12 protein-coding genes are annotated in these 15,371 nt (G+C 60.5%); 8 read left to right on the top strand and 4 right to left on the bottom strand.

All coding sequences use genetic code 11. The annotated features are described in order from the left end of the window. The first annotated feature begins 128 nt into the window (after nucleotides 1–128). Nucleotides 129–1,634 (top strand): glucosyltransferase domain-containing protein, encoded by a 1,506-nt coding sequence (locus AC07XZ_RS09515; RefSeq protein ID WP_102687192.1) that lies wholly within the window; start codon nucleotides 129–131, stop codon nucleotides 1,632–1,634. An 11-nt stretch (nucleotides 1,635–1,645) separates the two neighbouring features. Here the strand turns inward: AC07XZ_RS09515 and AC07XZ_RS09510 are convergent, their stop codons facing one another. Together AC07XZ_RS09510 and AC07XZ_RS09505 are read right to left on the bottom strand one after the other, a co-directional pair. Further along, the gene (locus tag AC07XZ_RS09510; protein ID WP_064383868.1) at nucleotides 1,646–3,265 is read right to left on the bottom strand and encodes an FMN-binding glutamate synthase family protein; all 1,620 of its coding nucleotides are present in this window, start codon (nucleotides 3,263–3,265) and stop codon (nucleotides 1,646–1,648) included. A gap of 35 nt (nucleotides 3,266–3,300) precedes the next feature. After that, nucleotides 3,301–4,101 carry a helix-turn-helix transcriptional regulator gene (locus AC07XZ_RS09505; protein ID WP_011335770.1) on the bottom strand — a complete coding sequence of 267 codons (801 nt, stop codon included), beginning with the start codon at nucleotides 4,099–4,101 and terminating at the stop codon, nucleotides 3,301–3,303. Between the two features lie 125 nt (nucleotides 4,102–4,226). Here AC07XZ_RS09505 and AC07XZ_RS09500 point away from each other — a divergent pair, with 125 nt between their 5' ends. The 5 genes from AC07XZ_RS09500 (at nucleotide 4,227) to AC07XZ_RS09480 (ending at nucleotide 8,335) form a co-directional block, all read left to right on the top strand. Then, nucleotides 4,227–5,048, top strand: coding sequence for a carbon-nitrogen hydrolase family protein (locus tag AC07XZ_RS09500; RefSeq protein WP_102687193.1), 822 nt, complete (start codon nucleotides 4,227–4,229; stop codon nucleotides 5,046–5,048). 265 nt (nucleotides 5,049–5,313) lie between these two features. Then, a complete protein-coding gene (locus AC07XZ_RS09495; RefSeq protein ID WP_102687194.1) occupies nucleotides 5,314–6,639 on the top strand; it encodes an APC family permease in 1,326 nt (441 codons plus the stop codon). A 76-nt stretch (nucleotides 6,640–6,715) separates the two neighbouring features. Beyond that, on the top strand, nucleotides 6,716–7,141 hold the full coding sequence (locus AC07XZ_RS09490; protein WP_085745285.1) for an NUDIX hydrolase: 426 nt from the start codon (nucleotides 6,716–6,718) through the stop codon (nucleotides 7,139–7,141). Between the two features lie 23 nt (nucleotides 7,142–7,164). After that, nucleotides 7,165–7,803 (top strand): LysE family translocator, encoded by a 639-nt coding sequence (locus tag AC07XZ_RS09485; RefSeq protein ID WP_102687195.1) that lies wholly within the window; start codon nucleotides 7,165–7,167, stop codon nucleotides 7,801–7,803. 1 nt (nucleotide 7,804) lies between these two features. Next, a complete protein-coding gene (locus AC07XZ_RS09480; protein WP_085745283.1) occupies nucleotides 7,805–8,335 on the top strand; it encodes a GNAT family N-acetyltransferase in 531 nt (176 codons plus the stop codon). Here the strand turns inward: AC07XZ_RS09480 and metR are convergent. Then, the gene (gene metR, locus AC07XZ_RS09475; protein ID WP_007953158.1) at nucleotides 8,319–9,236 is read right to left on the bottom strand and encodes a transcriptional regulator MetR; all 918 of its coding nucleotides are present in this window, start codon (nucleotides 9,234–9,236) and stop codon (nucleotides 8,319–8,321) included. The genes AC07XZ_RS09480 and metR overlap by 17 nt on opposite strands. A gap of 111 nt (nucleotides 9,237–9,347) precedes the next feature. Between metR and metE the strand changes: the two genes are divergently transcribed. Further along, nucleotides 9,348–11,660: a 5-methyltetrahydropteroyltriglutamate--homocysteine S-methyltransferase gene (gene metE, locus AC07XZ_RS09470; RefSeq protein WP_102687196.1), complete on the top strand. Its 2,313-nt coding sequence runs from the start codon at nucleotides 9,348–9,350 to the stop codon at nucleotides 11,658–11,660. A gap of 130 nt (nucleotides 11,661–11,790) precedes the next feature. Continuing rightward, nucleotides 11,791–12,825 carry an alpha/beta fold hydrolase gene (locus AC07XZ_RS09465; protein WP_102687197.1) on the top strand — a complete coding sequence of 345 codons (1,035 nt, stop codon included), beginning with the start codon at nucleotides 11,791–11,793 and terminating at the stop codon, nucleotides 12,823–12,825. Between the two features lie 73 nt (nucleotides 12,826–12,898). On the opposite strand, the gene AC07XZ_RS09460 is transcribed toward AC07XZ_RS09465, so the two are convergent. Beyond that, on the bottom strand, nucleotides 12,899–15,241 hold the full coding sequence (locus AC07XZ_RS09460; RefSeq protein WP_102687198.1) for an immunoglobulin-like domain-containing protein: 2,343 nt from the start codon (nucleotides 15,239–15,241) through the stop codon (nucleotides 12,899–12,901). Nucleotides 15,242–15,371 lie beyond the last annotated feature (130 nt).

The following is a 15,371-nucleotide window of genomic DNA, read 5'->3' as shown; positions in this document are numbered from 1 at the left end:
GCTTTTTCGTCGGTGCGAGGTTGATGCCGCTGGTCTGAAATCAGCGCAAAAAACGACTTCTGATCCAGAGTCATGTTCGAAGGTTTAGCTACGTTGTTTCCAGCGCAGCCGTGAACAGAGGCGCAGGTATGAGGATGAGCGATTTTCTCGTACGAGAACTCGGCCGCCGTCAGGTCGTGCTGTTCTTCCTGCTCGCCACGCTGCTGTACATCCTGCCGCTGATTCTTGCCGACTTCCCCTACATCGACGATAACTGGCGCACGCTGGCCGCCGGCAACGCTTGGGCCGGGCAGGGGCGGTTGTTCATGGACTGGTTGTATCAGGCGCTGACCTTCACCGACGCTGCGCCGAATATTTTTCCTCTGCCGCTGTTGCTTGCCGCCGTAGCGATGTCGTTCGCTTTGACCCGGCTGACCTTCCACTATTTTCCCGAACCGACGCTGGCCTGTTGTCTGGTGCCGTTGCCGCTCTGGTACAACCCGTTTCTGTTGCAGAACCTGTCCTATCAATACGACGGGGCCGGCATGGCCCTGAGTCTGGTCGCGGTGATTTACGCGATCACGTTTTGCGGCGCTTCGCGCATTCAGCGATGGCTGGTGCCGTCGGCGTTGCTGGCGCTGGCGATCGGGTTGTATCAGATCAGCCTCAATGTGTTTCTCGGGCTGTGTTGCCTTGAATTGCTCAGGAATGTTCACGGGCGAATGCCGTGGTCAGCGCTCTGGTGCCAGTCAGGCTGGAGGCTGGCGCAGCTGCTGCTGGCGGTGTCGATCTACAGCGTCACGGCCTATCCGTTCACGGACCACGGGCGCACGCAGTTGCTGAATGCGAGCGCTGATCCGTTGCTGCAGATCGGCATCAATATCGGTCGGGTGATAGAGAAAGTTGCGCTGCTGTTTCACGGCGGCTACACGGCGATTTTTATTGTGCTGGTGCTGTGCGCCGTGTTCGGCGCCGTGCAGTTGGGGCGGCAGATTCGCGAGCGCAACATGTCCCGCGCCAAGGGTTTGCTCTTGAGCTTCAGCTGTCTGCTGGCGTTGCCGTTGATTGTGCTGCTGGTGCCGGGCATGACGCTGCTGTTTCGCGACTTCAACGAAGGCGCGCGCACCCTGATGGGATTCGGTGTGCTGCTGATGTTGCTGTTCTATCTGGCCTGGCTGGGGTTGATGCCGCTGCATCAACGGTTGCCTTTGGTGTTGGCGATTCCGCTTCTGGCCATGCTGTCGTTGTCCTTCGCTTATGGCCGGGCGCTGACGATGGAGAAAGCCTTCGCCAGCAATGCGCTCTATAGCCTGAGCCACGACATCTCGTCCCATCGCGAACTGCGCGAAGCCAAACGGATTTATATCTCGGTGACGTACTCCGACCGCTGGCTGGCGGGGGCGGTGGGTACGTTCAAACAGTTGCCGGTGCTGCACTACCTGCTGAACATCGACTACTTCATGCTCGCCGAAAACCTGCCCTCGGCCGGCATCACCAACGTGGTCGCCGAGCGCGAACGGCGCAACGCGACCCACGTCGGTCTGATGGGCTATCCACCTTTGGTGGACAGCCTCTATTACCGCCTCTACCTGATTGGCGACTACGGCTTCATCGTGATGAAGGAACCGTCCCATGGCCGCTTGCTGCAATGGTGACCGTTCAGAGTCTAGGCCGCCGCGATTTCCTGCGGTTCGAAACTGTCCGCCCGCGCCATCTGCCACATCCGCGAATAGAACTCGCCGTTCACTTCCCCGGTGAGCAATTCCCCTGGTTTCAGGAACACGTGCAACTGCGAGAACAGTTTGATTTCGGTCGCCGACATGCGCCGCACCAGATGCTTGGCCGACAGTTGCGACGGATGATCGAGTCCGGCGGCGGCGAGCATTTCCGCCAAGGCCTTGAGCGTATTGCGGTGGAAGTTATAGACCCGCTGGGCCTTGTCCGGCACCACCAGCGCGCGCTGGCGCAGGGTGTCCTGGGTGGCGACGCCGGTCGGGCATTTGTTGGTGTGGCAGCTTTGCGACTGGATGCAGCCGATGGCGAACATGAAGCCGCGCGCGGAGTTGGCCCAGTCGGCGCCGATGGCCAGCACGCTGGCGATGTCGAACGCACTGACGATCTTGCCGCTGGCGCCGAGCTTGATCTTGTCCCGCAGGTTCAGGCCGACCAGGGTGTTGTGCACGAACAGCAGGCCTTCGCGCATCGGCACGCCGATGTGGTCGGTGAACTCCACCGGCGCGGCGCCGGTGCCGCCTTCTTTGCCGTCGACCACGATGAAGTCCGGCAGGATGCCGGTTTCCAGCATGGCCTTGGCGATGCCCATGAACTCCCACGGATGGCCGAGGCAGAACTTGAAGCCCACCGGTTTGCCGCCGGACAGTTCACGCAGCTGCTGGATGAAATGCATCATCTCGATCGGCGTGGAGAACGCGCTGTGGCGCGACGGCGAGATGCAGTCTTCGCCCATCAGGATGCCGCGGGTGTCGGCGATTTCCTGGGTGACCTTGTGCTTGGGCAGAATCCCGCCGTGGCCGGGTTTGGCGCCCTGGCTCATCTTGATTTCGATCATCCGCACTTGCGGAGTCTGCGCCTGGGCGGCGAAGCGTTCCGGGTCGAAGCGGCCGTCGCTGGTGCGGCAGCCGAAGTAGCCGCTACCCAGTTCCCAGGTCAGGTCGCCGCCGTGTTCGCGGTGATAGGGGCTGATGCTGCCTTCGCCGGTGTCGTGGGCGAAATTGCCGAGTTTGGCACCCTGGTTCAGCGCGCGGATCGCGTTGGCGCTGAGCGAGCCAAAGCTCATGGCCGAGATGTTGAACACCGACGCCGAGTACGGCTGGGTGCACTGCGGGCCGCCGACGGTGACGCGGAAACTGCTCGGGTCGCTCAACGGCGCCGGGCGCATCGAGTGGCCGATGAATTCGAAACCGGATTGATAGACGTCGATCAGGGTGCCGAACGGTTTGTCGGCGGTTTCATTCTTCGCTCGCGAGTACACCAGCGAACGCTGGGCGCGGGAGAAGGGCAGGGCGTCGCTGTCGGATTCGAGCAGGTACTGGCGGATCTCCGGGCGGATGCCTTCGACCAGATAACGGATGTTGCCGAGGATCGGATAATTGCGGCGCACCGCGTGCGGGCTCTGCATCAGGTCGAACAGACCGATCAGGCTCAATACGCCGGTAACGGCGGTGATCGGCCACAGCCAGTCGTGTTCGAGAAAGGGCAGGCTGGCGAGGGTGAAAATCACGCAGACGGCAAAGAAGGCGTAGCGGCTCAGGAGTGACAGGCTCATACGGTTTCCTTGGTTCGGACGGTTTTTTGCGGCAGTCAGGCGTTCTGCGCCTGCAGAAAGATCGAAAACAGCTCCGACTGGGATTTGATCCCCAGCTTGCTGTACATGTGTTTCTTATGGACTTTCACGGTTTCAACAGAGATTTCCAGCTTACGGGCGATTTCTTTACTGGAGCAACCGCTGAGCATCAGGCGCCCGACGTCCAGTTCCCGGGCGGTCAGTTGCGCGCCCTTGAGTTGCTGCACCGATGCTTCGAGCTGTACCCGCCAGTCCGGTTGCGCAGGCGCCGGGGCCAATGCCACGGTTTCGTTGATTTCATAGGGCAGGCGCTGGCGCAACAGGCCGAGCACCCACGGCTGGATCAGCGACAGCAGGGCAATCTGCTCGCCGGTGAAGCGTTGCTGGCTGCCCAGCGACAGGCACAACGTGCGGTCGCCTTCGAGTTGGCAATTGAACTGGATTTCGTCGGCCACCACATTCAGACGAAAGTATCGCTGGTAATACTCGGTCAGTTCGAAGTGCTCCGGCGCGACCTCCGACAGGCGATACAAACCGGTGCGCGACTGCTCACGGCAGGCGATGTAGAACGGGTCGAGCAGATAAAGACCGCGCAGATAATCCTGAAACAGCTGGTCGGGACTGCCGTCGGCGCCGGGGCATTCGGCGAACACCTGCGGGTGGCGGTCGGCGCTGAACAGCAGCGCCACCCAGCTATCGAACGGCACGTACTGGTCAAGCAGGCGCACCAGTTGCGCCCAGAAGTTCGGCTTGTCGAGGGCGTCGATCAACTGCCCGACGGCGCGGTGCCAGGTGATGTCGTCAAACGAAAGAGTCATGCCTCTACCCCTATCGGGTTACCCCGGCCGCGTAATTCCCTGGCCGGTCGAATGCGAAGCATACTGGCCCACAGACAGCCGCCGGGCAATCTTTCGGCGCCCGGCGCTCATAACAAGGACTCCCCATGAAAGTCGAACTCGCCCAGCTGGCGGGCCGTGACAAAGACACGGCGTACAACCTCGAACGCGCCCTCGCGGCGATTGCGGCCTGCGCCGTCGACACGCAATTGATCGTGTTCCCCGAGACCCACCTGATGGGCTTCCCGACCGCCGACACCGTGGCGCAGATCGCCGAACCGCTGGACGGCCCGACCGTCAGCGCCGTGCAGGTCGCCGCCCGTGAACGCAACCTCGCCGTGGTGATCGGCATGGCCGAGAACGACAACGGCCGCTTCTACAACACCACGCTGCTGATTACCCCCGAAGGCATCGCCCTGAAATACCGCAAGACCCACCTCTGGGCCTCGGATCGCGGTGTGTTCGAGGCCGGTGACCGTTACGCCACGTGCCTGTGGAACGGCGTGCGGGTCGGTCTGCTGATCTGCTACGACATCGAATTCCCGGAATCGGCCCGGGCCCTGGCGCAACTGGGCGCCGAATTGCTGATCGTGACCAACGGCAACATGGACCCATACGGTCCGACCCACCGTACCGCGATCATGGCCCGGGCTCAGGAAAACCAGGCGTTTGCGCTGATGGTCAACCGTGTGGAAGCCGGGGATGACGGGTTGATGTTTGCCGGCGGCAGTGCGCTGGTGGACCCGCTGGGCACGGTGCTGTTCGAGGCCGGGCGTGAGGAAGGACGGTTCAGCGTTGAGCTGGATTTCGGCCAGTTGGAGCTGGCGCGCAAGGACTATCGGTATCTGGATGATCAGCGGTTGAGGTTGCCGGGGGAGGTGGTGGAGCGGGATGGTGGTGTTCGGGAGTTGCTTATTCCACACCGTTGAACCCCAGCCCTCACCCTAACCCTCTCCCGGAGGGAGAGGGGACTGACCGAGGTGTTCACTCGAAGTACATCGACCTGAGGGATCGAGTCGAACTCAGGATCTGAAAAGCATGGAGATCTGCTCCCTTTCCCCTCGCCCCCTTGGGGGAGAGGGCTGGGGTGAGGGGGTAAGGATCTCCATTCGAACAAAAAAACAAGCAACACCCAAAACCTTCGCCGAACTCGGCCTCTGCCATAAATCCAATAAAATCCGGAGTAAGTCGCCCATGGCTCGTTTGCAACGCACCCTTTCACTAGGGTCGGTGGTGCTGTTCGGCATCGCCTACATGACGCCGATCATTGTTCTCGGCACGTTCGGCATCCTCGCCCAGTCCACCGCCGGCATGGTGCCCGCCGCGTATCTGGCGGCGCTGGTGGCGATGTTCTTCACCGCCATGAGTTATGGCCGAATGGCCGCCGCGTTCCCGGTGGCCGGCTCGGCCTACAGCTACGTGCGCAAGGCCATCAGCCCGAAACTCGGCTTCATCGCCGGTTGGGCGGTGCTGCTCGATTATCTGTTTCTGCCGATGGCGATCTGGCTGATCGGCGCCGCGTATCTGGCTTCGGCGTTCCCGTCGATCCCGCAGTGGGTCTGGGTACTGGCATTCATCGGCATCACCAGCGCGATCAACATCATCGGCCTGAAACTGGCCAACGGCATCAACGCCTTGCTGATGCTGGTGCAGTTCCTGGTGCTGATCGCCTTCGTCGCGTTGTGCGTGCATTACGTTGGCGGCGATGCCAGCACGCCGCTGTGGTCGATCAAACCGTTCTTCAACGGCGACATGCAGATGCCGCTGATCATGAGCGGCGCCGCCATCGCCTGTTACTCGTTCCTTGGTTTCGATGCGGTCAGCACGCTCACCGAAGAAACCCGCGATCCACGTCGCACCATCCCTCGGGCGATCATGCTGATTACCCTGATAGGCGGGCTGATTTTCGTCGGCGTCTCGTACTTCGTGCAGATCGCCCATCCGTCGTTCCAGTTCGACAGCGTCGACTCGGCGGCCTACGAAATTGCACGCAACATCGGCGGTGATCTGTTCGTGTCGATCTTCCTGATCGGCCTGATCGTCGGCCAGTTCGCCTCGGGCCTGTCGGCGCAGGCCAGCGGTTCGCGGCTGCTGTTTGCGATGGGCCGTGACGGTGTTCTGCCCAAGTCATTCTTCGGCACCTTGCACGAGCGCTTCGGCACCCCGGTCAACAGCATCCTGCTGTGTGCGGTGGTGGCCTTGCTGGCGCTGAAACTCGACGTGACCACCTCGACCTCGTTCATCAACTTCGGCGCGTTCCTGGCGTTCAGCCTGGTCAACCTGTCGGTGATTTTTCACTATTGGATCGGCGGCGAGAAAAAAGGCCTGCGCGAGTTGATCCTGTTCCTGATCTTTCCGTTCATCGGCCTGGCGGCGGACTTGTGGCTGATGGTCAGCCTCGATCACCTGGCGGTGTATCTGGGCCTGAGCTGGCTGGCGATTGGCGTGGTGTACCTGGCGGTGCTCACGGGTGGTTTCCGCCGGCAGCCGCCGGAGATGGATTTCCAGGAAGCGGCCTGAGGTTCCGGCCGAGTCTTTGCTCATGAACGGCGGGCGTGTGATGCTTGCCGTTTTTTGAGTCAAAGGCTTTCCGTTCATGTCGACCACAAATAATTCCATCATTCGCATTGCTGCCGCATTGCTGCTCAACCCCGACGGCCAGACCCTGCTGGTGCGCAAGCGCGGCACTACGGCGTTCATGCAACCGGGCGGCAAGATCGAACCTCATGAACTGCCGGTGCATGCATTGGCCCGTGAGCTGGAAGAAGAACTGGGACTGGTGATCGATCCGGCGCAGGCGAGCTTTCTCGGCCAGTTCTCGGCGCCCGCCGCCAACGAGCCGGGATTCGTCGTGCAGGCCGAGATCTTTCAGTTGACCATCGATGCTCAAGTGTTGCCGGCTGCCGAGATCGAAGAGGTGATCTGGATCGACCCGGCCACCGACGGCAATGTAATTCTCGCCCCATTGACACGTGACCTGATCCTGCCGTTTTATCGAGCCTCGCTGACCGCGATCGCCTGATCATTCGTGTAAAGGACTTCGTCATGATCCCGCTTCAAGACCTGCTGATTTTTGCCGCCGCTGCACTGCTGATGGTACTGACGCCGGGGCCGAACATGATCTACCTGATCTCGCGTTCGATCTGTCAGGGACGCCGTGCCGGGGTGACTTCGCTGCTCGGCGTGGTGGCGGGTTTCTTTGTGCATCTGTTCGCGGCGGCTGCCGGTTTGACTGCGGTGTTTCTCGCGGTGCCGATGGCCTATGAAGTGTTGAAGTGGGCCGGTGCGCTGTACCTGCTGTGGCTGGCCTGGCAGGCGGTGAAACCCGGCGCCCGTTCGCCATTCGAGGCGCAGCAACTGCCGGCGGATTCGTCGCGCAAACTGATCACCATGGGCTTTCTCACCAGCGCGCTGAACCCGAAAATCGCGGTGTTCTACCTCTCGGTATTTCCGCAGTTCATTTCGCCAGAGCACGGCTCGGTGTTCACCCAGAGCATCATCCTCGGCCTGACCCAGATCAGCGTCAGTTTCTGCGTCAACCTGCTGATCGCGCTGTTCGCGGCGGGCATCGCGTCGTGGTTCGTCAACAACCCGACCTGGCTGGCGGCGCAGCGTTATTTCATGGGCTTCGTGCTGGGCGGCCTGGCCGTGCGGCTGATGCTTGAACAGCGCAAGGCAGCCTGACATGTGGATCGAACGGCTGGACGCCAGTCATGCGCTGGCCTATCGCGAATTGATGCTGGAAGCCTATGACCGGCATCCGCAGGCGTTCACCTCCAGCGTGCGCGAGCGCGCAGTGATGCCGCTGAGCTGGTGGGAATCACGCCTGACCAGCAAGCTCGACGCGGTGTTCGGCGCGTTCGAAGACGGCCGGCTGGCGGGCATCGTCGGCCTGGCGTTCGAGCCTCGGGAAAAGGCCCGGCACAAGGCAACGGTCTTCGGCATGTATGTGTCGGCCGACTTTCGTCAGCGCGGGCTGGGGCTGAAATTGATGGAAGCGGTGCTGGGTGAAGCACAGCAGCATCCTGCGCTGAAAGTCATTCAATTGACCGTCACCGCCGGCAATGACGCGGCGTTCCAGCTGTACCAGCGCTGCGGCTTCATCCAGTTCGGCCTCGAGCCGATGGCGGTGCGGGTCGGCGAGGACTACTTCGACAAGATCCACATGTGGTGCCCGCCTTCTGTGCCGACCGCCAGCCTCAACGAACCGCGCTGACCCCATCCAGGGTCGAGAACGAGGTGTCCTTGGCCGTCAGCAGGAAATCGCGCATGTACGGCGCGTCCAGCATGTCGGCGCGGATCGCCGCGTACAGCGTCGCGAACAGACCTTTCTCACCCAGCCGCTTGCCCTTCACGTAACCGCGCGAGCTGTATTCATGCAGCGCCCAGTGCGGCATGCCGCACACGCCACGACCGCTGGCCACCAGTTGCATCATCATCACCGTCAGCTCTGAGGTACGCACCTGCGCCGGTTCGATGTCGGCCGGTTCGAGGAAGCGGGTGAAGATGTCCAGCCGATCCCGTTCCACCGGGTAGGTGATCAGGGTTTCGGTCAGCAGGTCTTCGGGAACGATGTACGGTTTGCTTGCCAGCGCGTGCTGATTGGCGACCGCGAGCATGGCTTCGTAGGTGAACAGCGGCACGTAGGTGATGCCGGCGATTTCCAGCGGGTCGGACGTCACCACCAGATCCAGATCACCCCGGGCCAGAGCCGGCAGCGGGGCAAACGAGAAACCCGAAGCGAGGTCGAGTTCGACTTCCGGCCACGCATCGCGGAACTGGTCGATGGTCGGCATCAGCCACTGGAAGCAGCTGTGGCATTCGATCGCCATGTGCAGACGCCCGGCGGTGCCCCCGGCCAGACGCCCGATATCACGCTCGGCGGCGCGCAGCAGCGGCAGGGTCGCGTCGGCCAGTTGCAGCAGGCGCAGGCCGGCGCTGGTGAAGCGCACCGGTTTGGTCTTGCGCACGAACAATGGCATGCCCATGCGCTCTTCCAGTTCCTTGAACTGGTGGGACAGCGCCGACTGGGTCAGGTGCAGGCGGTCGGCTGCATCGACCAGGCTGTCGGCTTCGCGCAGGGCATGCAGGGTTTTCAGGTGACGGATCTCAAGCACCGCAGGCTCCATGAGGAAAATTTGTGATCAACACGAAAAGGTTGAGTTTGTCTCATGTTGCCCTGGCTGTCGACAATGGCGCCATCTTTTACGCAATGGAGAACACTCGACATGGCCGTGGCACACACCCTGGGTTTCCCGCGCATCGGCGCCGACCGTGAACTGAAAAAAGCCCTCGAAGCCTGTTGGAAAGGCGATCTCGATCAGGCCGCTTTGAATCAGGTCGGCCGCGAGCTGCGTGCCAGACACTGGCAACTGCAGAAGGATGCCGGCATCGACCTGCTGCCGGTCGGCGACTTCGCCTGGTACGACCAGGTGCTGACCCACTCGCTGACCTTCGGTGTGATCCCCGAGCGCTTCGACGGTGTGCGTGACGAGCGCGGCCTGCCGACCCTCGACACCCTGTTCGCCATGGCCCGTGGCGCCACGTCGTCCTGCTGTGGCGGCGAGCACGGCAAGACTCAGTACGCGCAAGAGCTGACCAAGTGGTTCGATACCAACTACCACTACCTGGTCCCGGAATTCAGCGCAGACCAGCAATTCAAGCTGAGCTGGGAGCAGTTGTTCGATGAAGTCGAAGAAGCCAAAGCCCTCGGTCACAACGTCAAACCGGTGATCATCGGCCCGCTGACTTACCTGTGGCTGGGCAAGGCGAAAGGCAACGACTTCGACAAGCTTGATCTGCTTGAGCGCCTGTTGCCGGTGTACAACGAAATCCTCGGTCGCCTCGCCGCACAGGGCGTGGAGTGGGTGCAGATCGATGAGCCGATCCTCACCCTCGACCTGCCGCAAGCCTGGAAAAGCGCCTTCGAACGCGCCTATCACATCCTTCAGTACTCGCCGCTGAAGAAACTGGTGGCGACCTATTTCAGCGGTCTGCAAGACAACCTCGGTCTGGCCGTCGGCCTGCCGGTGCAAGGTCTGCATATCGACGCCGTGCGTGCACCGGATCAACTGGGTCAGGTGCTCGATCGCCTGCCGACCTACAAGATTCTTTCGGTCGGTCTGGTCAACGGACGCAACGTCTGGCGCTGCGAACTGGAGCAGGCGCTGGCGCAACTGCAACCGGCGCAGGAGCGCTTTGGCGACAACCTGTGGGTCAGCAGTTCCTGCTCACTACTGCACAGCCCGGTGGATGTCGAGCGTGAAGACAAGCTCGATCCGGAACTGAAAAGCTGGCTGGCATTCGCCGTGCAGAAGTGCAGCGAAATCTCGGTTTTGCGTGATGCGCTGAACGACCCGCAAGCGCCGAAAGTGCAAAGCGCACTGGCCGAAAGCCGCGCGATTCAAGAAAGTCGCGCCCGTTCACCGCGTATTCACAAGGCCGCCGTGCAGACGCGGATCGAGGCGATCAATGCCAGCGACAGCCAGCGTCATTCGCCGTTCGCCAAGCGCATCGCCGCACAGCAGGCACGTCTGAAATTGCCGACGTTCCCGACCACCACCATCGGTTCGTTCCCGCAGACCGGCTCGATTCGTCTGGCCCGTCAGGCGTTCAAGCAGGGCAAGCTGTCGGCCAACGATTACCACGACGCCATGCGCAGCGAAATCCGCAACGCGGTACAGGTGCAGGAACGTCTGGGCCTTGATGTATTGGTGCACGGTGAAGCCGAGCGCAACGACATGGTCGAGTACTTCGCCGAGCAGCTCGACGGTTACCTGTTTACCCGCTTCGGCTGGGTCCAGAGCTACGGGTCCCGTTGCGTGAAACCGGCGGTGATTTATGGCGACCTCAGCCGTCCGAACGCCATGACCGTTGACTGGATCACCTACGCCCAGAGCCTGACGGACAAGGTGATGAAAGGCATGCTGACCGGTCCCGTGACCATGCTGATGTGGTCGTTCCCCCGTGAAGATGTGTCGCGCAAAGTCCAGGCGCAACAACTGGCGCTGGCCCTGCGGGACGAAGTGGTGGATCTGGAAAACGCCGGAATCAAGATCGTGCAGATCGACGAAGCCGCGTTCCGTGAAGGCCTGCCGCTGCGCCGTGAACAATGGCAGGAATACCTCGACTGGGCGGTGGAAGCGTTCCGTCTGACAGCCTCGGGCGTGAAGGATGAAACCCAGATCCACACCCACATGTGCTACAGCGAATTCAATGACGTGATCAAGGCGATCGCCGACATGGACGCCGACGTCATCACCATCGAAACCTCGCGCTCGGACATGGAATTGCTCGAAGCCTTCGAAGCGTTCGACTACCCGAACGACATCGGCCCGGGTGTTTACGACATCCACTCGCCGCGGGTGCCGGACACTGCCGAGATGGTGAAACTGATGAGCAAGGCCGTGAAGCGCATCCCGGCGCAGCGCCTGTGGGTCAACCCGGACTGCGGCCTGAAGACCCGCGCATGGCCCGAGACCGAAGCGGCGCTGGTGAACATGGTGGCAGCGGCGCGGCAGTTGCGCAGTCAGTTGGCGTAACGGCAGCACCGGATGAAGAGTGTCGACCGCTCGGCACTCTTCATCAAACTGTCATCGAACTGTGGCAGCGCGCTTGAACAAACTTCATCAGACTCGCGCTCTACTGGGGTTCTGCGTTTCGGTGTTTTTCATGTTCAAGGGATTTTTTGCAATCGCGGCGTTGTTGGCCGCGGTTTTTTTCGTTCCGGCGTCCAATGCGGCGTCGCGTTGCGACGTCAATGTACCGACCGAACGGGTCGATCTGGAGCAGGTGAGCCTGGCCTACCAGAGCATCGGTCGTGCGTCGGATCCGGCGCTGTTGCTGGTGATGGGCCTGGGTGGGCAGTTGATCCACTGGCCGGATGAAGTGGTGGTTGCGCTGTGTCAGCAAGGCTTTCGGGTGATCCGTTATGACAACCGCGATGTCGGTCTGTCGACCTGGCGCCAGACGCCGGTGGAAGCCAACCTGACTTTTGAGGTACTGCGCTACAAGCTCGGCCTGCCGGTGGCGGCGCCTTACAGCCTGACCGACATGGCCGATGATGCGCTGGGCCTGATGGATGCGTTGCACGTCGAGCAATTCCACGTACTTGGCGCGAGCATGGGCGGGATGATCGCCCAGCACATGGCGGCCATGGCGCCGCAACGGGTCGAGAGCCTGACGCTGATCATGACCAGCTCCGGCGCCGAAGGGTTGCCGGCGCCGAGCGCGGCGTTGGTGCAGTTGCTGGCACGACGTGGCGCGCCCAATCGCCAGATCGCGCTTGAGCAACAGGCCGATCTGCTGGCGGCGCTGGGCAGTCCTTCAGTCAGCGATGATCGAGAGGCGTTGCTGCATCAAGCGGCGCTGTCCTATGACCGAGCGTTCAATCCCGAAGGCGTGAAGCGCCAGATCATGGCGATCCTCGCCGAACCGAGCCGGGTGGCGTTGCTCAATCAACTACGCGTCCCGACGCTGGTAGTGCATGGCACGGCGGATCCTTTGTTGCCAGTGATGCACGGCGTACATCTGGCGGCACACATTCGTGGTAGTCAGCTGCGGCTGATTCCGGGGCTGGCGCACCGTTTTCAGGAAGCGTTCAAGGAGCCGTTGCTGGCGGCGGTGTTGCCGTATCTGCGCGAGCACCGCGAAGACACGTCGCACTGGGCGCAGATCGAGCCGGTGGCGGAAGGGAATTTGTTGTAGGGAGAGTAGGGCGAAGCCTCGGGGGTGTCAGTCGCCAAGGCTTCTCCGATCCGCGCGTTTGTCGTCTTGCCAATCATCCTGCGATCTTATAAAGCCAGGCTCGTCGTTCTCCGTAAGCTGAGATGCCCAAGTCAGAACCCATACTGGAAAGCCACATCGCCCAAGCGTTCGGACTCCAGGAACCATCGGGGTTGTAAAGAATATTTTCTTTTGACCAATACAGTTCGTTTGGCAGGCCCATTCTTTGGGTCGCGGTACCCGCCGGGCCGCGGTACGTTCTCCTGACGACTTCCAGCTCCCCTAGCGTCAATCCGTAGTTTGCCAGGTTGGGTTGGTCCGGTAGGGTCCAGGTGGTGTAACCGAATTCGAGTCGTTGAACATTGTAAAAAGTGATGGTGTAAGACGCAGTGCGACCTGCGCTGTCATGAACCGTGATTGATGCCGTCCCGTTGCCCGTCGCGTGTACTGTTCCGGTGTTTATATCTATCCAGGCAACCGACGGATTTGAAGAGTAGTACCGGAATGGTGGGGTGCCTCCTGTGGCGGATCGATGGTAAATGCCTTGCGCCAGTGGTGATTGTGGATTGACTCCCCGGAAGTTGTAACAGCCTTGTGCATTCTGTGAGTGATTCTGGCCCAGGCTCAAAGGCGCGACAACTTTGAACGTCCACGTGTTCGAGAGTGGGTTGGTCCCGGACAGCGCTTTGGCCGTTATTTGATAAGTATTTGGTGCAGCGACTACAAAGGTGAAGTCCCATTTGCCGGTCGATCTTGCTGTCGTATTACCGAGCGGTGTGCTTCCGTTCAGAATCTGCAAATTTTCGTCTTCCGACGAGCTGCCGCTCACGGTCACACTGACTGCCGTCGTGGTACCCCCATTGAGTACAGGCTGGTTTGTCTGAGTGTTGATTGTTGCGGTAATTGTAGGCGTCTGCGTTTGTAAGGCACCGATCTGAAGCAGCAACAGCTCGGACTGCACTGAGGGCGTTCCCGGATTTTCGATTTCGTAGGCAACGATCAATCGCTTGCTTGCGAACCGTTTGATGTAGTCGGCTGGCACTGTGAAGACAACCTCCTGGGTTGCATCGACAATGAATTGTCTGAACATATACATGTTCACCACCCCGTCTGATCCGGTTATCTGCCAGAACATTGTCATCTTTGCATCGTTGGCCAAAGGCCAGTATTTGGGGATCACGACATGCGCCAGCGTGGTGTCCGCAGATAGTTCGTCTCCTTTCTGTTCGGTAATGGTCGGGGCAGCGGCGGGGTTTTCGGATTTGCTTGCGCTGACGGTAACGGTAGCGGACTTGGAGCTCTGAGTGATCGTGCCGCGTTTTTTCGTGTAGCTGAGCGTAAACAGACCTTTGATGACGTTTCGAATGAGCTCGTTTGGCAACGGTATTTGCAAAAGCCGGCTGTTGGCCTCCATCGTCCTTTCGATCACATGTTCGACCCGGTCACCCCGGGAAGTAAACAGGACAATGGTGAGTAGTACGTTATCGCCAATGCTGAATTGGTCCGTCAAAAGAACTGTTGCCGCAGCGCCGGCTAGGCTGCTGTAGTCGAGATTGTTTGCAGCATCCGTTTCATCTACCTGGGGGGGCGGGAGAAGCACAGCGGTAGGCTTCAGGGACAGCATGACTGCGCTTGACCATCCACTGGCGTTGTGCACCCGGTCTTCGAGTTCATAACTGAGCGCCACCTTGTCGGTGTTGGGCAGCCTGGCCAGGAATTCGGGAAGCAAGTCAAAAAATACCTCCCCCAAAGCGGTGACCGTTACGCTCAGGCCAAGCGGGCCAACCATCAGATAAACCGTGTCGCCGATTGCCTGATACCGGTACTGCGGCACAGTGACGGTCATGCCATTGTCCAGCACGGGTTTGTCAATTACCGTCTCCGAGGGAATTGGCCGTGCCAGTCCCTGGTTGTTGGGCTTGTCGGGCCGTGTATCTTCTTCACCGGGACCGAAGGGTTTGAACAGCAGAGACAGGGGCGGAGAGGTATTTGTATTTCCGCTCGGACGTGTGACTTTGAACACCAACGGCAACGCATCAGGCATGGGGATGGGGGAGGAAAACAACTGATTCAGAAGATCAGACGGCAGGTAAAACGGTACCGGTTTGTCGACGTTTGATCCTACCGAAATGGGGGCGCCGACAGGTCTGGGAGGTGTCCCGATGAGTAACTGTATGAAGTCCAGACTGTCCATGTCCGAGTACGGGAAAAAGTAACCCAATAGTCCCCGTCGATCGCTATTCACCATGTTTCGATTCACGCCGTAGACGTTATTTGCCAGCGCTTTCGCCCCCGGAATGAACGGCGGGACATCCGCCATTATGCGCAAGGGGTCGTGATCCGTTGAAAAGACAAGTTGCTGAGTCGAAGCGTTAGTGTTGCTCGATAGGCTGACCATGTTTTTGCCTCAAGTAAGGTAGCGCTGCAGTCCCCTGCGTATAGGGAGATTGAGCAGCTACCGATGAGGTCCGTCTACTGTCAGATCTAACAGGTCATCGTGATTTTCAGACGAGCGGTGCACCGATACC

Source organism: Pseudomonas sp. GW458-11-26-14-LB4, assembly GCF_059423925.1.
Note: the sequence above shows the minus strand (reverse complement) of the source record. Positions and strands in the feature narration are given on the sequence as shown.